This window comes from Saccharothrix sp. (assembly GCF_031180885.1).
Taxonomy (GTDB): domain Bacteria; phylum Actinomycetota; class Actinomycetes; order Mycobacteriales; family Pseudonocardiaceae; genus Actinosynnema.
In genome coordinates this window covers 130,313-147,584 of the sequence record NZ_JAPSLK010000005.1, presented here as the reverse complement: position 1 = coordinate 147,584, position 17,272 = coordinate 130,313, and the positions used below count along the sequence as shown (strand labels likewise).

Genomic DNA, 17,272 nt, shown 5'->3' with positions numbered 1-17,272 from the left:
GGACTGCGAGTCAGTCGTCCGGATAGCGGGTGGTCCAGGTGGGGGTTAGTGGGGTGGGGTGGAATTCGGTGAGCATGTCGTTGCCTGTTTCGGTGATCACCTCGCGGAGTTCCAGGCGGTTGAGCCATGTGGGGTTGAGGGTGGGTTCTCCGTAGAGGGCACCGACGATGTTGCCGCACACCGCGCCTGTCGAGTCGCTGTCGTCGTCGTGGTTACAGCGAAGTCGTTTTACGGGCTATCTGGGGGAATCAGGGTGGGCTCATTGCCGTGGATTCGGTGGGGGGCGATTTTTATCGGTATCTGCTTCCGGTTGTGTTGGCGCACGAGTCTGCGGAGAGCCTCGCGGTTGCGGTTTTGTCGGATGAGATTGCGCCTGGGATTTCGAACCGGTTGTCGTTGATGGATCGGGCGCGGGATGCGTATCGGTGGGCTGCTCGCCTTGGGCTGGGAGAGTTGCGGCAGCGCGCGGCTGGTTTGTTGCGCCGGTTGGCTCAAACGCCGGGTGAGCTTGAGGATGTGCGCTTCATGTGGAAGGCGCTGGGGATTCCGGAGTCGGCGCCGTAGTCGGCCGGGCCGAGTTTGTAACCGGTTACATCGGGTGTTGAGGTGACGATGACCAGGGCGGATGCGGCTCTACCTGCGTAAACGCGGTGGGCGTGGGCAGGGTGGGTTACCGGTTCGTTACTTGACCGTGTCGGCTGGGCGCGGCTGTCATGTGAGGGGCCAGAACCGGTCCGAGTGGGCCGGTTGTATTCGTCGGAAAGTCCTGTTCCTGCTGCGGATTTCCGGCGTGCCCGAAAACAGGGAAGGGGCCGGAAATGGGACGTACCGGGCCGCTGATCGGCGTGGGGCTGCTGGTGGCGGGGCTGGTCGCCGGCTGTGGGGGCGTGGGGGACGGGAAGACCCGGATCGCCATCGGGTTGTTCGGCAACTTCGGGTACCAGCAGTTGTTCGAGGAGTACGAGCGCACCCACCCGGACATCGACATCACCGACCGGACCGCCTCCTACTCCGACCACCACAAGAACCTCGCCGCCCACCTGGCCACCGGCAACGGCGCGGCGGACATCGAGGCGGTCGACACGGGGTACATCAACCAGTTCAAGCAGAACCCCGAGAAGTTCGTGGCGCTTGACCAGGGGTTGAAGGACCAGTGGCTGGCTTGGAAGTGGGAAGCGTCGCTGGGCAAGGACGGGACGCAGATCGGGTACGGGACCGACGTGGGTGGGCTCGCCATCTGCTACCGGCGGGACCTGTTCGAGCAGGCCGGGTTGCCTGCGGACCGGGATGCGGTCAGTGCGTTGTGGCCCACCTGGGAGAAGTTCATGGAGACCGGTCGGCGGTTCCAGGCTTCCGCGCCGCAGGGGGTGAAGTTCTTCGACGGCGGGCCGACGGTGCTCAACGCGATCGTGGGGCAGGCGCCGGTCGGGTACTACGACAAGAACGACCGGATCGTGGTGGGGGAGAACGCCGATCTGCGGACCGGGTGGAACCTCGTCACCGGGGCGGTCGCGGACGGGTTGTCCGCGGGGCTGCTGTTCAGCACGCCGCAGTGGAACACCGGGATCAAGCAAGGGCAGTTCGCGACGATGGCCTGCCCTGCCTGGCAGATGGCCAAGATCAAGGACCAGGCGCCGGACACCAAGGGGAAGTGGGACCTCGCGGCCGTACCGGGTGGCGGCGGGAACTGGGGTGGCTCCTACCTGACGGTGCCCAAGCAGGGCAAGAACACCGACAAGGCGCACGAGCTGGCCAAGTGGCTCACCGCCCCCGAACAGCAGGCCAAGGTGTTCGCCGGCGCGGGTCTGCTGCCCTCGACGCCCAAGGTCTACGGCGAGCAGTCGATCAATCAGCTCACCTCGGACTTCTTCAACAACGCGCCCGTGGGCAAGGTGTTCATCGAGGCCGCGAAGTCGCTGCAACCCCAGTACCAGGGCCCCAAGGCCGGTGACATCCAGACCGAGCTGGGCAACGCCATGCAGCGCGTCGAGCAGGGCAAGCAGAGCGCGGACGAGTCGTGGGCGCAGTTCGTCCAGGACGCCGGGAGGCTCGCCGGATGAGCGGCGAACGCCGCTACCGCTGGGACACCAGGTACGCGCCCTACGCCTACATCGCGCCGTACTTCCTGCTGTTCGCGGCGTTCGGCCTCTTCCCCCTGCTCTACACCGCCTGGGTGTCCACACAGGACCGGAACCTGCTCGACGGCGACGCGGCGACGTGGGTGGGGCTGGACAACTACGTCCAGCTCCTCACCGCGGACCCGTACTTCTGGAACGCCATGGGCAACACGCTGAGCCTGTGGCTGCTCACCACCGTCCCGCAGATCCTGTTCGCCCTGGCCATCGCCCAGCTGCTCAACCGGCGCATCCGCACCCGCACGGTGTTCCGGATGGGCGTGCTGCTGCCCAACATCACCTCCGTCGCCGCGGTGACGATCATCTTCGCGCAGCTGTTCGGTCGCGACTTCGGCCTGGTCAACTGGGTGCTGGAGCTGTTCGGCGCGGGCCGGATCGACTGGCAGGCCGGGACGGCCAGTTCGCACACCGCCATCGCCGCGATGGTGGTGTGGCGGTGGACCGGCTACCACGCGTTGATCTTCCTGGCGTCCATGCAGGCCGTGCCGACCTCGGTGTACGAGGCCGCTCGGCTGGACGGCGCGAGCCAGTGGCAGCAGTTCTGGCGGATCACCGTGCCGATGCTGCGCCCGCAGATCATCTTCTCCACGGTGATCGCCACCACGGGCAACATGCGCCTGCTGGCCGAACCGCTGCTGTTCAACCCGGGCACCGCGGCGGCCACCGGCGGTTCGGACCGGCAGTTCCAGACCGCCGCGCTCTACCTCTACGAGCAGGGCTTCGCCCGGTACGACTTCGGCTACGCCTCGGCGATCGCGTGGCTGCTGGTCATCGCGACGGTGCTGGTCACCGGGCTGAGCTACCTCGCGGCGCGCCGCATCCGGACGGACTGAAGGGGCGATCCATGACCACGTTGCTCGACCGTCCGGTCGTTGTGGCACCGGTCCGGCGCAGGGCCGTTCCGCTGCCCGGGCCGTGGACGTACGCCGCGCTCGTGGCGGTGCTCGCCGGGTCGGCGTTCCCGGTGTACTGGTCGCTGGTCGTGTCCTCGCAGACCGCGGACAAGGTGGACCAGGTGCCGCCGGTGCTCGTGCCCGGTGGCCACCTGTTCGCCAACATCGCGCGCGTCTTCGACACCACCGACTTCGCGTTGGCGTTGATGAACTCGCTCGTGGTGTCGGGCACCATCACGGTGTCGGTGGTGTTCTTCTCGACGTTGGCCGGGTTCGCCTTCGCCAAGCTGCGCTTCCGGGGGCGCAATGCCTTGATGCTGGTAGTGATCGCCACGCAAGCGATTCCGACTGAGCTGGGCGTCATCCCGCTCTACATGATGATGAGCGATCTCGGCTGGGCGGGCGAGTTGCACGCGGTGATCGTGCCCGGACTCGTCACGGCGTTCGGCGTGTTCTTCATGCGGCAGTACTTCGAGCGCGCGGTGCCGGACGAACTGCTCGAAGCCGGCCGCATGGACGGGTGCAGTTCCCTGCGGCTCTACTGGCACGTGGTGCTGCCCGCCGCGCGACCCGCCGCGGCCGTGCTGGGCCTGTTCACGTTCATGCAGGCGTGGAACGACTTCTTCTGGCCGCTGGTCGTGCTGGTGCCGGAGAACCCGACCGTCCAAACCGCACTGTCCACTTTGGCCAGCGGCTACACCACCGACTACACCCTCGTGCTCACCGCGGCCACCATCGGCACCGTGCCGGTGCTCGCGGTGTTCCTCCTGTTCGGCCGCCAGATCGTGGGCGGGATCATGCAAGGAGCACTCAAAGGATGACCGACTTCCCTTCCGGGTTCCGCTGGGGCGTGGCCACGTCCTCCTACCAGATCGAGGGCGGGGTGGCCGAGGACGGGCGCGGCCGGTCGATCTGGGACGCGTTCTGCGAGGTGCCGGGCGCGGTGGCGGGCGGGGACACCGGGGCCGTGGCGTGCGACCACTACCACCGCTGGCCGCAGGACGTGGATCTGCTCGGCGGGCTGGGGGTGGACGCCTACCGGTTCTCCGTGGCGTGGCCGCGCGTCCAGCCCACCGGCGCCGGCCGGGTCGAGCAGCGCGGCCTGGACTTCTACCGGCGGCTGTGCGAAGCCCTGCTGGAGCGCGGCATCGAGCCGTTCCTCACGCTGTACCACTGGGACCTGCCGCAGGCGCTGGAGGAACGGGGCGGGTGGCGGTCGCGCGACACCGCGTTGCGGTTCGCCGAGTACGCGGTGGTCGTGCACGACGCGCTCGGTGACCTGGTGCGCAAGTGGACGACGTTCAACGAGCCGTACGTTTCGTCGATCGTCGGCTACGGCGAGGGACGGCACGCCCCTGGTGCCCGTGAGGGACATGGCGCGTTGGCCGCCGCGCACCACCTGCTGCTGGCGCACGGGTTGGCGGTCCAGGCCATGCGCGGCGTTGACGGGCACGAGTTCGGCATCGTGCTCAACCAGTCGCCGTCGGTCCCGGTGTCCTCGTCGGAACGCGATGTCGCCGCCGCGAAGAGGCACGACCTGTTGCTGCGCAGGCAGTTCACCGATCCGCTGTTCGGCGGCCGTTACCCGGCGGACTTCGGGGAGGTGTTCGACGGCGTCACCGACCTGTCGTTCAGGCAGGACGGGGACCTGGAGGTCATCGGCGTCCCGCTCGACTACGTCGGCATCAACTACTACTACCGCCAGCACGTCGCCGACGCGCCGCACCGCGACCCCGACCCGGCCACCCGCACGGCGATCGACATCGGCATCGACACCACCCGGCTGCCCGACGTCCCGCGCACCGCGATGAACTGGCCGGTCGAACCGTTCGGCCTCACCGAAACCCTGGTGGGCCTGCGCAACCGCTACCCGACCCTGCCGCCGGTCTACCTCACCGAGAACGGCTGCGCGTACCCGGACCGGCTCGACCTGGCCGACCAGGAACGCATCGACTACCTGCGCGAGCACCTGGCCGCCGCGCGGGAGGCCATGGCCGCCGGGGTGGACCTGCGCGGGTACTTCGTGTGGTCGTTCCTGGACAACTTCGAGTGGGCCCACGGCTACAAGTACCGCTTCGGCCTGGTCCACGTGGACTACGAAACCCAGGTCCGCACACCCCGCGCCAGCTACCACTGGTACCGCGACCTGGTGGCCCGGCAGAGGAATCTCTAGTCGTTCACGCGTGTGCGTTGGTAGGTCATGGGAAGGAGCCACACGGCCAGCAAGACGGGGAACCACAGCACAAGTCGCTGCCAGATCAGGTCGTCGGTGCGGACGACGTGCGTCTCGTGGAAGAGGAGGTGGGGCGCGTTGAACACCAGCGTGGCGATCAGGACCGCGCGGACGAGCCTCGGTTCCGGCCACCGGACGCACACCGCCGCAACGGGCACGATCTGCACCGACGCCAGCCCGAGGTCCCGCACGAGGTGTTCGTTGTACGGCGGGAACATGCTCACCCACGCGTGGTCCGGTGTCGGGTAGGAGGAGAAGAACCCTTCGGGCGACACGACCGCCCACAGCGCCGGCCCGGCCTGCAACAGCGCCAGCAGGGCGATGCCGGTGCGTAGCAGTGTCGTGGTGCTCACCCCGCCCGGATAGCCGCCCCGCACCGACGTACACCCGCCGCCCGGCTCGTCACCCGAAAGGGTTTGCGCTGATGTACCACGCCCTGCGACCGGGGGTCAGCCGGCGAGGCGTTCGTGCAGTTCGGCGGCTCCCGGGGTGTCGGTGACGGCGTGGATCGCCAGGGCCTGGCGCCAGTGGTGGCGGGAGGTCTCCGGGGTGTCGGCGCCGGCGTCGCCCAGACCCCGGTGCGCGCGGGCCTGTTGCGGGCGGTCGCCGACCTGTTCGGCGATCGCCAGGGCGCGGGTGAACTCCGCGGCGGCGTCGGTGCAGCGGCCCAGGCGGAGGTACTCCTCGCCCAGCGCGCAACGGATGTCGCCCTCGCTGGCGCGGTGGTTGGCCTGCCTGCTCGCGGTCAGCGCCCGGTCGAGGTGGTCGAGGGCTTTCTCGTGCTCACCGAGCAGGCCGTACGCCTCGCCGATGCGGCACAGGGCGTAACCCTCGCCGACGCGGTGGCCTTGCGCGCGACCCTGCGCCAGCGCGCGTGTGTGCAGCTCCAGCGCCTGCCGGTACTCGCCCCGGTTGCGGTGGACCACGCCCAACTCGCACAACGCGTACCCCTCGCCGATGCGGTCGCCGATGCGCACGGCCAGTTCCAGCGACTCCGTCAGGTACGCGGTGGCTTCGTCGTGGCGCGCCATCCGCCGGAACGCGACACCGATGTTGGCCAGCGCCGCCACCTCGGACGCCCGGTCGTCGGTGCCGCGGATCAACGCGAGGGCGCGCCGGTTCGCGGCGATGGCGTCGGCCTGGCGGCCCGCCAGGCTGTGCAGCACGCCCAGCGAGCGCAGCGAGAGCGCCTGCCGCTGCCGGTCGCCGCACGCGGTGAAGACCTCCAGCGCCTCCTCCTGGTACGCGCGGGCCTGGTCGTGCTCGCCCCGGCGGTAGTGGTCGTGGCCCAGGTTCTGCAGGGCGCGGCCGCGTGCCGGGAGGTAGGTCGCCGCGTGCAGGGCGCGCAGGTCGAGCGCGAGGGCGTCGTCCATGTGGTGGCGCAGGTGCAGGTAGCGGTGCAGGACGTCGGAGAGGGGGCCGGGGCGGTCCAGGGAGAGCAGGTTCGCGCGTTCGGCGTCCAGCCATGCCAGCGCGTCGTCGTAGCTCTTGGGAGCTTGCGGGGTCGGCAGGTCGGGGCGGTGGGCGCGCTCATGCGGGGCGATGGTGTTCATGGCCGCCGCGGCGGTGTGCAGGTAGTGGTCGGTGAGCCGGGTCAGGGCGGTGTCGCGGACGTCCTCGGGATCGATGTGCTCGGCCTGCTCGCGGGCGAAGTGGCGGACCAGTTCGTGGAACCGGTACCGGCCCGCGACCGGCTGCTCCAGCAGGTGCACGTCGACCAGGTCCTCCAGGAGCTTGCGCGCGGCGGCGACATCGACACCGGCCAGCGCGGCGGCGGCGTGGGCGTCGACGTCCGGACCGGGGTGCAGCCCCAGCAACCGGAACAGCTCCTGCTGCGGCGGGGTGAGCTGCCGGTAGGACAGCGTGAACGCGGCGGCCACGCCCCGGTCGCCGGCGGTGAGCTGGGCCAGCGGCCGGTCCTCGCGCAGCCGGTCGACGAGGTGCCGGACCGTCCACACCGGACGGGTGCGCAGCCGGGCGGCGGCGATGCGGATCGCCAGCGGCAGGTGCCCGCACAGCGTCACCGCCTCGGCCACGGTGTCGGCCTCGGCCGCGCAGCGGTGGTCGTCCACGATCCGGGTGAACAGCGCGACGGCGTCCTCGCGCGGCAGCACGTCCAGCGACAGGGTCCGCGCGGCCTCCAGGTCGACCAGCCGGCGGCGGCTGGTGACCAGGGTGAGGCTGCGGGACGTGCCGGGCAGCAGGGCGCGGACCTGCTCGGCGTCGGCCGCGTCGTCCAGCACGACGAGGACCGCGCGGTCGGCCAGTTCGGCGCGCCACAGGCCGGCGCGGGCGTCCAGCGTGGTCGGGATGGCCTCGCCGGGCACGCCCAGCGCCCGCAGCAGGGTGTCCAGGGCGGCCATCGGCGTGACGGGCTCGCGGACCGCGCTGTGGCCGTGCAGGTTCACGAACAGCGCGGCGTCGGGGTAGCGGTCGTGCAGCCGGTGCGCCGCGTGCACGGCCAGCGTGGTCTTCCCGACGCCCGCCGTGCCGTCGACCGCCTCGACCACGGCCGCGGTGGACGGCGGCGGATCGGCCAGCAGGCGGGCCAGTTCGGCCTCCCGGCCGGTGAAGTCCACGACGTCGCGGGGCAGGGTGTTGCGGGTCGCGGGCTGCGGCCCGGCGGGGGCGGCCAGTTCGACGTCGCCGCGCAGCAGGCGTTCGTGCAGCTCGCGGACCTCCTGGCCGGGGTCGACGCCCAACTCCTCGGCGAGGACCCGCCGCAGGTCCTGGAACACTTCCAAAGCCGCCGCCCGCCGTCCCGAGCGGTAGAGGGCGAGCATCAGCAGCGCGCGCAGCCGCTCCTGCAACGGGTGCGCGGCGACCAGCCCGGTCAGCTCGGCGACGCTCTCCGCGGTGCGCCCGGTGTCCAGGCCGACGCGGGCCCGCAGCTCCCGGGCGCTGAGGTGGCGCTCCAGCAGGCGCTGCCGTTCGGCTTGCAGCAACGGCCCGTCCAGCCCGCTGAACGGCTCGCCGCGCCACAGCGACAGCGCCGCGTCGACGTGCGCGGCGGTCGCCGGCAGGTCGCCGTCGCGGTAGTGCCGGTGGGCGGCGTCCAGGTGCCGGTCGAACACCACCAGGTCCAGGTTCGACGGCTCGCCGCGCAGCAGGTACCCGCCCTCGGTGAGCACCAGCGGCTCGTCCGGCCCGCGCAGCACGCGGCGCAGCCGGCTGATGTAGGTCTGCACGGCGTTGCGCGAGTCGCGCGGCACCTGCTCGCCCCACACCCCGTCCACGATCCGGCGCAGCGGCACCGGCTGGTTGAGCCCCAGCAGCATCACGCCCAGCACGGACTGCTGCTTGGCCCACCCCAGCGCTATCTGCTCGGCCTCGCGCCACGCGGTCAGCGGACCCAGCGCGGCATAGCGGATCCCGGAAGGCATAGATTCCCCCATTTCCTCCCCGAGCGGGACAGCGTAGGCCGATCGTGTGGGGTCGACTAGCGCCGTTTGAGGGATCCGGCTCGTTGTGCTTGCCCACAACAGGGCGCTGACCTGCCACTAAGGCGCTGTGACAGCGTTGCTCAACAGGGCTTGCGCAGGCTGTCTGCCGTGCGCCGCAGGGGGCGGCGCCGGCGGTGGAAGCGGGTTCGCGCGCCGGAAGGGGGAGTCGGCGTCGGGACCCGCTTCCACCCGGATGCCGGGTTTCCGGACTTCCGGGTTCGCGGTTTCCGGGTGTTCGGCTCCGGGTTCCCGGCTTCTGGGCGGGAGGGCCATGGAGCACGTCGACGTGGTGGGGATCGGCGCGGTCACCGGGTACGGGTGGGGCGTCGAGGCGATGTGGGACGGGCTGCTGGCCGGCCGGACGTCGGCCGCGCCGCACACCGGGCTGGGCGGGACGTTCCCCGACCCGTGCTGGTACGCCCGCGTGCCGCACCCACCGGGCCCGTCGGCGTCCACCCGGTACGGGCGGGCCGTGACGGCGGTGGCCCTGGAGGCGCTGGCCGACGCCCGTGCGCACGGCTGGCAGCCGGGGGAGCGGGTCGCCGTGCTGCACGCGACGACCGGCGCGGACCGCGAGCGGTCGCGTGAGCGCTACCTGGGGCCGGACGACGTGAGCAGCCGCCGCAGGTTCGCGGAGCAGCTGTGGACCACGCCGTTGGGGCAGGTCATGATCGACAACTCGTTCTTCGGGCCGAGCGCGGTGCTGAGTGCGGCGTGTTCGTCGAGCCTGCACGCGGTGGCGATGGCGCACCGGCTGCTGGCCTGCGGGGATGCGACCGACGTCGTCGTGACTTCGGCGGACGTGGGGTACGACGGGGAGGAGATCCGGCTGTACGCCGAGCTGGGGGCGTTGGTGCACGACAGCCCGCCGGACGAGGTGTGCCGGCCGTTCCAGGAGGGGACACGGGGTTTCGTCATCGGCGAGGCGGCCGCGGCGGTCGTGCTCACCGCGAACCCGCAGGACGCCGGCTACCTGCGGGTGCTGTCCACCGCGTTGGGGAACGACGCGTACCACCCCGTTTTGGTCGAGCCGTCGGGGCGGCAGGTGGTGGCTACCGTCGATCGTGCGTTGGCTGATGCTCGGGTCGATCCGTCGGAGATCAGTTTGTACGTGGCTCATGCGGCCGGCACTTCGGATTCGAACGCGGCCGACGAGACCGTGCTTGGTCATCTGGGGCCGAAGACGGTGGCTTACGGGCTGAAGTCCTTGCTGGGGCACACGTTGGGCACCGCGCCGCTGCTGGATTTGGTGGCGTTGGCTTGTGCGTCGGTGGAGGGTGTCATCCCGGCGCCGCACCCGGTGAGCGACCGTCGGCACCCGCAGCTCGCGGAGGGCCACTTCCTGCATCCCGGCGGGTTCGCGCTGCAGTTGGGGTTGGGGTACGGGGGCAACATCGCCGCGGCGGTCGTTCAGCCGCACATCGGGGGTGAACGGTGAGTGCGTTGGCGATACTCGACTGGTGAGAGGCGAAGTCGTTCTGGTCCGCCATGCCCGGTCGGTCCCGCCGTCGGTGAACGGCCCGGATGGCTATCACAGGCCGTTGACATCGGAGGGCGTTGCGCAGGCTGAGGCTTTGGCGGACGAACTGACCCGGCTCGGGCCCGTTCTGATCGTCTCCAGCCCGTACCTGCGCGCTGTGCAAACGGTCGAGCCGACTGCGGTGGCGCTGGGCGTGCCCGTCCACCGCGATCACGCGTTGCGGGAGTGGGACTCCGGCTTGGCGTTCACCCCCGAGTACGCCCGCCACTACGCCGAGAGCTGGGCCGACCCGCACCACGCCCGGCCGGGTGGGGAGAGCCTCCACGAACTGTCTGTTCGAGCCACCGACGTCCTGACATCGCTGGCCCGGCAACACCCGGACGGCACGGTGGTCGTCGGCAGCCACGGCACGTTCATCTCCCGCGCCCTGGTCGGGTTCGGCCGGACCACCGTCGACTGGCCGTTCAGCCGCGCCATGCCGATGCCGGCGATCTACCGACTCCGCTTCACCGATGATGGAGTGCGGGTCGGCGGCCCCGGCCTCCTGTGATGGGCTTTGTCGGGATCACTGCGGTTGCACCGCGGCGTAGAACTGCCTCGCCAGTTCCCGCACCGGGCCGCGGCACTGCTCGTCCTTCCCGTCGTTGGGCGACTTGCGACTGCCGCTGTGCGCGATGAGCACCGCGTTGTCGTCGAGGATTTCGAGGGTGCAGCCGGTGGTGTCGTTGTCCCGCCAGCGGGCGTCCGAGCCGAGGTTCGGGCTGGCTCACGACCGTCACCAGCCGCATCTGCCTCGATGTCCTTGGGTCGGCGCGTGCGCGGCGGGAGCAATACGTGGGGGAGTGGATTCCTGAGCCGTTGCCGGATCCGACTGAAGTGCCTACGGCTGATCCGGCGGACCGGGTGACGCTGGACGAGTCGGTCGGTATGGCGTTTCTTGTCGCGCTGGAGTCGATGACGCCGGCTCAGCGGGTCGCGTTGATCCTGCACGACGTCTTTCGGTATTCGTTCGCTGAGATCGCCGAGATCACCGGGCGGACGCCGGCTGCCTGTCGGGAGCCGGCCTCCGCGGGCCGACGCCGGGTGCGCGTGTCACGACCGGCAGCGGTTGTCCATCAGGCCGAGTTGGTGCGTGACTTCAAGAAGGCCTGGGAGGCGCAGGACATCAACGCCCTGGTCGGGCTGCTCGACCCGTCCGCGACCTTTACCGCGGACGGTGGCGGGTTGGTCGTCACCGCTATCGAGCCGATCGTGGGTGGCGTGGAGATCGCGCAGTTCATGGTTGCTGTGGCGAGCAGTGTGCCCGGTGAGTTCGTGATCAGGGAGCGGACCGTCAACGGGCAGCCTGGGCTGCTGGTCCAGAAGGACGGCGTGATCGCGGCGGTCTACGCGTTCGACATCGAGGACGACCGGATCACGCGCATCTGGGCCGTCCGCAACCCCGAAAAGCTCCGGCCGTGGAGCGGCGTTGGGCAGGAAGGGGGCGTCGGGGCCCAGGGCACTTGAGGGCTTCGTGGGTCGATCCCACCTGGGCACGGCAAGGTGTGTGGATGGGAAGGGCCGGCGCATGTCCGCCGAGGTCCCCAGTACAGGTACCGCGCGCCGGACTCGCCATGCGGTTCGCGGTGATTCACGCTGTGTGGCGCTGGGTTTCACCCGATGCGGTCGCTCGGCGGGCGCGCCTGTCCGGTGCGGACCGGTGTCCGGCGTAGGGTCACGCGCATGGCCGTGGGTGGCAGCAGGCGGGCACGGGCCGCCCGCAAGCGGAAGCGACGCATGGAGCGCGCGGAGAACGACCTCTCCGCGGCCGAGTGGACGGCGCTCAAGGCCGCCTGGGGCGGCTGCGCGTACTGCGGGTCCACCGGCACACCCCTCCAGAAGGACTGCGTGCAGGCGCTCTCGCGCGGGGGCCGGTACACGCTCGACAACATCGTGCCGGCGTGCGGGTCGTGCAACGCCAGCAAGTGCAACGCCGAGGTCACCGGGTGGTTGCGGCGCAAGCGTTTGGACGAACGTGCCTTCCTGCTCCGCCACGTGGAGGTCAACGCCGAGCTGGCCTTGCGCTTCGCGGAACCCTCTGAGCAGGACTAGTCGTCCCGCGGCCGTATCGTTCCCGGGCGTGCGGGTGGTGGAGTGGGTGGAGCGGCGCCAGGTGTGGGTTTACCTTGGCGGCATTGTGGTGGGCGTGTTGGTGGGGGTGGTTGTTCCCGGGGTTGGGGCGGGGTTGGAGAGGGGGATCAACCCTGTTCTGGGGGCGCTGCTTTTCGTCACGTTCCTGCAAGTGCCGGCTCGTGAGTTGGTGCGGGCGTTGGGGGCGGGGCGGTTCATCGGTGCTGTGTTGGTTGTGAATTTTGTTGTGGTTCCGGTGGTTGTTGCCGGTATGTTCGGATTTCTGCCGGACGAACCCGCGGTGCGGGTTGGGGTGTTGCTGGTGTTGCTCACCCCGTGTGTGGACTACGTGATCGTGTTCAGCGGGTTGGCTGGGGGCAATAGCGAGCGGCTGTTGGCGGCTACGCCCTTGTTGCTGCTCCTGCAGATGTTGTTGCTGCCGGTGTTCCTGGGGTCCGGGGTGGGGGACATCGTTGAGGTTGGGCCGTTCCTCGAAGCGTTTGTGTGGCTGATCGTTGTGCCGCTTGGGTTGGCGTGGGGGACGCAGGTGTGGGCGGGGCGGCATCGGGCCGGCGAGGTGTTCGTGCGGAAGGCCGGGGGGACGATGGTGCCGTTGATGGCGGCCACGTTGTTCGTGGTCGTTGCGTCGCAGGTGTCTGAGTTGGAAGGTGATGTGCGGGTTGTGGTTGGTGTGGTGCCGTTCTTCGTCCTGTTCCCGGCGGTGATGGCGGTGCTGGGGGTTGGGGTCGCGCGGGTGTTCCGGCTCGGTGTCAGGGACGGGCGGGCGGTTGTGTTCAGTGGAGCTACGCGGAACTCGCTGGTCGTGCTGCCGCTGGCCCTTGCGCTGCCGGACGCCTACGACGTGGCGGCCGTCGTGGTTGTCACGCAGACGTTGGTCGAGGTGATCGGCATGGTGGTCTACGTGCGGGTTGTTCCGCGACTGCTGCCCTCGGTGGGGCGGGCGAAGTAGAGGTCGAGCGCACGGTCATGCACACCAACACCGGCTGGCGGGACTTCGGCCTGGCCTTCAAGGTCGTCGAGGCCGTGTTCGGCGCGTGACCCGTTCCGGGTGAGCCGCGTGACCCGCTCCAAGTGAGATCCAATCCGCCCCGCCCATGGTGGGACGAAACCGATCTCTTGGACTACCGGGGAGTGGTGTGCCCGTGGGGCGTAAGCGGTTCGTGGTGCCGGGGAGTGTGGGGCGGACGGCGTTCGCCGCGTGTGCGGCGCGTGCGGTGGAGGGGAGTCGGCCGGACGCGTTGGCGCACGACCCGGTCGCGGCGGAGTTCGTGCTCGCGGCCGGGTTGGCGGGGGAGTTGCCGCTGCCGGTGGCCGACGTCACGCAGGACTCGATGCTGTCCTCCCGGTTCTCCGGGTGCGGACCCGCGTGTTCGACAACTTCCTGCTCAACGGGAGTGCCGACCAGGTCGTCGTGCTGGCCGCCGGGCTGGACGGGCGCGCCTTCCGGCTCACCTGGGCCGCACCCCGTGGACCTGTACGAGGTCGGGCGGCGGCGGGCGGTGTCGCGGACGTGGCGGTGTGGCTGCCCGCCGGGCTCGGCGCGGTGCTGGTCGTCGGGTTCGTCCTGAGGTCGCGGCGGCGGCCGGACCCGCTGATCGACCTGGGTCTGTTCCGCGACCGGCAGTTCTCGGTCGCCGTGGTGACGATGGCGCAGTTCTCGGTGGCGTTCTTCGGCGTCATGCTGCTGTTCCCCACCTACTTCCTGTTGGTGCGCGGGGAATCAGCGCTCGCCGCTGGGCTTTTGATGCCGTCGCAGGGCGTCGGGGCGCTGATCACCATGCCCATCGCGGGCAAGCTCGCCGACCGGATCGGGGCCGGCCGGGTCGTCCTGCCCGGGCTCGTGGCATCGTGATCGGGTTGGTGCTGTTCGCGTGGGTGGGCGCGAAGAAGCCGTACTGGCAGTTGCTGGCCGCGTTGTTCATGTTCGGCCTCGGCGTCGGCGCGGCGATGATTCCGATCATGGTGGCGGAGCTGCAAAGCTGCGGCACGAGCAGGTCGCGCGCCGGGTGAGCAGCACGTCCACGAACTCGTCCTGCCGGTCGGGCAGCAGGCCGTTCGCCTTGTCGAGCGGGATGAAGAAGCACTCGAACACCATCCCGTCGTCACCGCCCTCCCCGTCGCCGGAACGCACCACGTGCGTCCAGCGATCTCGCGATTCGCTCGTCGTGGCCCGGTAGAAGATGGTCACGCGCGCCTCGCCCGTGTGGGGGTGCGGTCGTTGCTGCACGCCCAGGGAACGGCCCACCTCGACGTCGGCGAGACCGGTCTCCTCGACGACTTCGCGAACGGCCGCCGCTTCCAAACTCTCACCCGCATCGACCCCGCCGGCGGGCACCTGGGTGCCCGCCTCGGGGAAGTCGTGGTGGTCGAAGACGAGCAATTCCGGTCCCCGGACGCTCTCGCGGACGACGTAGATGGCGACACGGACGCGAACTTCGGTCATGCGTTCCTCGCCGGGTCAGCGGCCGGGGGCTTTGGCGTGGACGAGGAAGACCGATCGGGGGCGGTCGGTGGTGGTTTTGAGTTCGGTGGCTGAGGCTTGGGTGAAGCCGGCTGCCTCGGTGAGGTGGATGGCCGCCGAGGGAGTTGGGGGTAGGGCCAGGTCGCGGGGGATGAGGGCGGCGAAGGTGGGGGAGGGGTTGAAGGTTTCCGGGGACGGGAGGCTGTAGGCCAGGACGCCGCCGGGGCGGAGGATGCGCAGCCAGTCGGTGAACGCGGCCATGCCCAGGAAGTGCAGCGAGGACGCGCACAGGACCACATCGGCGGTTCCGTCGGCCACCGGGGCCGGGACCGCGTCGGCCACCCGCCAGTCGATGACGCCCGACGGGTCCAGGGACTCGGCCTTGGCCGCGGCGGACGCGATCATCGCAGGTGACAGGTCCACGGCCACGATCCGCTGTGGACGCAGGTGTTGCAGGGCGGCGAAGGCGGCGTGGCCGGTGCCGGTGGCCACGTCGACCACCAGGCCCCCGGTTGTGGGGATGTCGGTGACCAGGCGTTCGGCGATCACCTGGTGGAAGTCGTCCTCGTCGTAGGCGGCGGCGATGGCGTCGAACGGTGTGGTGGTCCCATCGGCGGTCATCGGCGCATGGTAACGGCTGGTGCGGGCGGGGGTCGGCTGATTTTCGCGAGGGGGCGAAGACGGGTCTTCCATACCCCTAGGGGGTATGTTACGGTTCCGGCCGTCAGATACCCCTAGGGGGTATGCGAAGAGCGAAGGGAACGGTCATGACTCCCGACCCGCGCCGGTGGTGGGCACTCGGTGTGCTCGCCGCGGCCCAGTTCATGGTCATCATGGACACGTCGATCATCGCCGTGGCACTGCCGGAGATGCAGAGCCAACTCGGCTTCACGCCCAGCGGTTTGCAGTGGGTGTTCAACGCTTACGCCGTCGCACTGGGAGGACTCCTCCTGCTCGGCGGCCGGTTGTCGGATCTGTGGGGCGCTCGCAGGGTTTTCGCGGCGGGTTGGGGCGTCCTCACGCTCGGGTCGATCGTGGCCGCCGCGGCCGGTGACGCCGGTACCGAGGTGGCCGGCCGCGCCGTGCAGGGTGTCGGTGCGGCACTGCTCGCGCCGGCCGCGATGACGTTGCTGATGGTGTTGTTCGCCGGACAGCCCAAGGAACTGCCCAAGGCGCTGGCGTTCTACGGCGCGGCGGCGCCCGCGGGCGGCACGGCGGGGGTGTTCCTCGGTGGCGTGATCACCGAGTGGTTGACGTGGCCGTGGGTGTTCATCATCTACGTGCCGATCGGTCTGCTCACGCTGGCGTTGACGCCGAAGCTGCTGCCCGCCGTCCTCGGGCGGCCCGGCGGGCTCGACGTCGGTGGCGCGATCGCGGTGACCGGTGGCCTGGCGCTCGCCGTGTACGCGATCGTCCAGGCTCCCGAGCGGGGCTGGACCTCGGCCGCGACCGTGCTCCAGCTGGTCGGCGCGGCCGTGCTGCTGGTCGCGTTCGCGCTGGTCCAGCGGGGTGTCCGCAACCCGTTGATGCCGCTGGAGGTGTGGCGCACGCCCGACCTCGCGGCGGCGAACCTGGCGATGCTGCTGCTGGGCGCGGCGTGGATCCCGATGTGGTACTTCCTCAACCTCTACGTCCAGCAGGTGCTCGGGTTCGGCGCGTTCGCCAGCGGTGCCGCGCTGCTGCCGATGACCGCGCTGATGATGGTCCTGATGACGACCGTCAGCGGTCGGCTGATCGCTCGCTTCGGCGCCAAGCCGCTCATCGTCGCCGGTCTGGCCGTGCTCGCCGCGGGCCTGGGCGTGCTGGCCACGGCGGACCCGGGCGGCAGCTTCGTCGCCGACGTCCTGCCCGGGTCGCTGATCTCGGCGGTCGGCATGGCCTTGGTGTTCATCCCGGCCACCATGGCGGCCATCGGCGGCGTCGCCCCCGAGCAGGGCGGGCTCGCGTCGGGCATCGTCAACACCACCTACCAGGTCGGATCGGCGCTGGGCCTGGCCGCCATGACCGCCGTGGCCAACTCGCAGGGCGGGAACCGGCTGGGTGACGCGGTCGCGCTGACCGACGGCTACTCGGCGGCGTTCGTCGCGGCGGCCGTGGTGTCGCTCGGCGGCGCGGCGCTGGCCGCGGTGACGCTGGGCCGCGCGAAGGCCGCTGCCGAGAAGGTCGCGGCGCAGGTCTGACCACGGTTCTGATGTGCTAGGTTCTGAATACCCCCACCGGGTATCAATCGAAGGGAAGAGACACCATGTCCACTGAGTCCTCGACCACCGACTTCGTCGTGCAGGGCATGACCTGCGGTGGGTGCGCGTCCAAGGTGACCGGCGCCGTCCAGGCCGTGGCCGGTGTGACCGACGTGCGGGTCGACCTCTCCGGCGGCCGGCTCAGCGTCACCGGCCCGGTGGACGAAGCGGCCGTCACCGCCGCCGTCGAAGGCGCGGGTTACGCGGTCTCGCGGGCCTGATCCGCGGGTGTCGCCCCGGTTCCCCCAGGGAGCCGG

General features: G+C 70.3%; 17 protein-coding genes and 2 pseudogenes. 14 read left to right on the top strand and 5 right to left on the bottom strand.

All coding sequences use genetic code 11. The features are described from left to right. Nucleotides 1-10 precede the first annotated feature (10 nt). Nucleotides 11-208: pseudogene (locus tag RIN75_RS10375) on the bottom strand (ADP-ribosylglycohydrolase family protein); the annotation flags it as partial. Nucleotides 209-267: 59 nt separating this feature from the next. Here RIN75_RS10375 and RIN75_RS10370 point away from each other — a divergent pair. From RIN75_RS10370 to RIN75_RS10350, 5 genes are all read left to right on the top strand, one after another. After that, nucleotides 268-564 (top strand): hypothetical protein, encoded by a 297-nt coding sequence (locus RIN75_RS10370; protein WP_309111612.1) that lies wholly within the window; start codon nucleotides 268-270, stop codon nucleotides 562-564. Nucleotides 565-818: 254 nt separating this feature from the next. Beyond that, nucleotides 819-2,060 (top strand): extracellular solute-binding protein, encoded by a 1,242-nt coding sequence (locus RIN75_RS10365; protein ID WP_309111611.1) that lies wholly within the window; start codon nucleotides 819-821, stop codon nucleotides 2,058-2,060. Continuing rightward, complete coding sequence (locus RIN75_RS10360) at nucleotides 2,057-2,968, top strand: sugar ABC transporter permease (RefSeq protein WP_309111610.1); 912 nt, start codon at nucleotides 2,057-2,059, stop codon at nucleotides 2,966-2,968. The genes RIN75_RS10365 and RIN75_RS10360 overlap by 4 nt, the downstream gene beginning before the upstream one ends. A gap of 11 nt (nucleotides 2,969-2,979) precedes the next feature. Next, nucleotides 2,980-3,849: a carbohydrate ABC transporter permease gene (locus RIN75_RS10355; protein ID WP_309111609.1), complete on the top strand. Its 870-nt coding sequence runs from the start codon at nucleotides 2,980-2,982 to the stop codon at nucleotides 3,847-3,849. Further along, entirely contained in the window at nucleotides 3,846-5,201 is a 1,356-nt protein-coding gene (locus RIN75_RS10350) for a GH1 family beta-glucosidase (protein WP_309111608.1), read from the top strand. The genes RIN75_RS10355 and RIN75_RS10350 overlap by 4 nt, the downstream gene beginning before the upstream one ends. Here the strand turns inward: RIN75_RS10350 and RIN75_RS10345 are convergent. Next, the gene (locus RIN75_RS10345; RefSeq protein WP_309111607.1) at nucleotides 5,198-5,614 is read right to left on the bottom strand and encodes a hypothetical protein; all 417 of its coding nucleotides are present in this window, start codon (nucleotides 5,612-5,614) and stop codon (nucleotides 5,198-5,200) included. The genes RIN75_RS10350 and RIN75_RS10345 overlap by 4 nt on opposite strands. 96 nt (nucleotides 5,615-5,710) lie before the next feature. Next, nucleotides 5,711-8,644: a BTAD domain-containing putative transcriptional regulator gene (locus tag RIN75_RS10340; RefSeq protein ID WP_309111606.1), complete on the bottom strand. Its 2,934-nt coding sequence runs from the start codon at nucleotides 8,642-8,644 to the stop codon at nucleotides 5,711-5,713. Between the two features lie 331 nt (nucleotides 8,645-8,975). On the opposite strand from RIN75_RS10340, the gene RIN75_RS10335 reads away from it, so the two are divergent. From RIN75_RS10335 to RIN75_RS10305, 7 genes and pseudogenes are all read left to right on the top strand, one after another. Beyond that, nucleotides 8,976-10,142 (top strand): beta-ketoacyl synthase N-terminal-like domain-containing protein, encoded by a 1,167-nt coding sequence (locus RIN75_RS10335; protein ID WP_309111605.1) that lies wholly within the window; start codon nucleotides 8,976-8,978, stop codon nucleotides 10,140-10,142. Further along, nucleotides 10,132-10,734, top strand: a complete 603-nt coding sequence (locus RIN75_RS10330; RefSeq protein WP_309111604.1) for a histidine phosphatase family protein — start codon at nucleotides 10,132-10,134, stop codon at nucleotides 10,732-10,734. Before RIN75_RS10335 ends, RIN75_RS10330 begins: the two co-directional genes overlap by 11 nt. A gap of 197 nt (nucleotides 10,735-10,931) precedes the next feature. Continuing rightward, nucleotides 10,932-11,690, top strand: a pseudogene (locus RIN75_RS10325) (sigma factor-like helix-turn-helix DNA-binding protein); the annotation flags it as partial. Between the two features lie 216 nt (nucleotides 11,691-11,906). Continuing rightward, nucleotides 11,907-12,275 carry an HNH endonuclease signature motif containing protein gene (locus RIN75_RS10320; RefSeq protein ID WP_309111603.1) on the top strand — a complete coding sequence of 123 codons (369 nt, stop codon included), beginning with the start codon at nucleotides 11,907-11,909 and terminating at the stop codon, nucleotides 12,273-12,275. Nucleotides 12,276-12,309: 34 nt separating this feature from the next. Beyond that, the gene (locus tag RIN75_RS10315; RefSeq protein ID WP_309111720.1) at nucleotides 12,310-13,263 is read left to right on the top strand and encodes a bile acid:sodium symporter; all 954 of its coding nucleotides are present in this window, start codon (nucleotides 12,310-12,312) and stop codon (nucleotides 13,261-13,263) included. A gap of 249 nt (nucleotides 13,264-13,512) precedes the next feature. Further along, nucleotides 13,513-14,166: an MFS transporter gene (locus RIN75_RS10310; protein WP_309111602.1), complete on the top strand. Its 654-nt coding sequence runs from the start codon at nucleotides 13,513-13,515 to the stop codon at nucleotides 14,164-14,166. Beyond that, nucleotides 14,163-14,324: a hypothetical protein gene (locus tag RIN75_RS10305; protein WP_309111601.1), complete on the top strand. Its 162-nt coding sequence runs from the start codon at nucleotides 14,163-14,165 to the stop codon at nucleotides 14,322-14,324. Before RIN75_RS10310 ends, RIN75_RS10305 begins: the two co-directional genes overlap by 4 nt. Here RIN75_RS10305 and RIN75_RS10300 read toward each other — a convergent pair. Beyond that, nucleotides 14,272-14,757, bottom strand: coding sequence for an NUDIX domain-containing protein (locus RIN75_RS10300; RefSeq protein WP_309111600.1), 486 nt, complete (start codon nucleotides 14,755-14,757; stop codon nucleotides 14,272-14,274). The two genes, RIN75_RS10305 and RIN75_RS10300, sit on opposite strands and share 53 nt — an antisense overlap. Before the next feature lie 15 nt (nucleotides 14,758-14,772). Beyond that, entirely contained in the window at nucleotides 14,773-15,396 is a 624-nt protein-coding gene (locus tag RIN75_RS10295) for a class I SAM-dependent methyltransferase (RefSeq protein WP_309111599.1), read from the bottom strand. A 146-nt stretch (nucleotides 15,397-15,542) separates the two neighbouring features. Between RIN75_RS10295 and RIN75_RS10290 the strand changes: the two genes are divergently transcribed. Both RIN75_RS10290 and RIN75_RS10285 read left to right on the top strand, forming a co-directional pair. Next, a complete protein-coding gene (locus tag RIN75_RS10290) occupies nucleotides 15,543-16,955 on the top strand; it encodes an MFS transporter (protein ID WP_309111598.1) in 1,413 nt (470 codons plus the stop codon). A 65-nt stretch (nucleotides 16,956-17,020) separates the two neighbouring features. Further along, on the top strand, nucleotides 17,021-17,236 hold the full coding sequence (locus tag RIN75_RS10285) for a heavy metal-associated domain-containing protein (protein ID WP_309111597.1): 216 nt from the start codon (nucleotides 17,021-17,023) through the stop codon (nucleotides 17,234-17,236). Nucleotides 17,237-17,272 lie beyond the last annotated feature (36 nt).

What these genes read in the sequence shown, in the direction of transcription:
- RIN75_RS10365 (WP_309111611.1), top strand. Translation starts at nt 819, where the DNA reads ATGGGACGTACCGGGCCGCTGATCGGCGTGGGGCTGCTGGTGGCGGGG.
- RIN75_RS10360 (WP_309111610.1), top strand. Translation starts at nt 2,057, where the DNA reads ATGAGCGGCGAACGCCGCTACCGCTGGGACACCAGGTACGCGCCCTAC.
- RIN75_RS10355 (WP_309111609.1), top strand. Translation starts at nt 2,980, where the DNA reads ATGACCACGTTGCTCGACCGTCCGGTCGTTGTGGCACCGGTCCGGCGC.
- RIN75_RS10350 (WP_309111608.1), top strand. Translation starts at nt 3,846, where the DNA reads ATGACCGACTTCCCTTCCGGGTTCCGCTGGGGCGTGGCCACGTCCTCC.
- RIN75_RS10340 (WP_309111606.1), bottom strand. Translation starts at nt 8,644, where the DNA reads ATGCCTTCCGGGATCCGCTATGCCGCGCTGGGTCCGCTGACCGCGTGG.
- RIN75_RS10335 (WP_309111605.1), top strand. Translation starts at nt 8,976, where the DNA reads ATGGAGCACGTCGACGTGGTGGGGATCGGCGCGGTCACCGGGTACGGG.
- RIN75_RS10320 (WP_309111603.1), top strand. Translation starts at nt 11,907, where the DNA reads ATGGCCGTGGGTGGCAGCAGGCGGGCACGGGCCGCCCGCAAGCGGAAG.
- RIN75_RS10300 (WP_309111600.1), bottom strand. Translation starts at nt 14,757, where the DNA reads ATGACCGAAGTTCGCGTCCGTGTCGCCATCTACGTCGTCCGCGAGAGC.
- RIN75_RS10295 (WP_309111599.1), bottom strand. Translation starts at nt 15,396, where the DNA reads ATGACCGCCGATGGGACCACCACACCGTTCGACGCCATCGCCGCCGCC.
- RIN75_RS10290 (WP_309111598.1), top strand. Translation starts at nt 15,543, where the DNA reads ATGACTCCCGACCCGCGCCGGTGGTGGGCACTCGGTGTGCTCGCCGCG.
- RIN75_RS10285 (WP_309111597.1), top strand. Translation starts at nt 17,021, where the DNA reads ATGTCCACTGAGTCCTCGACCACCGACTTCGTCGTGCAGGGCATGACC.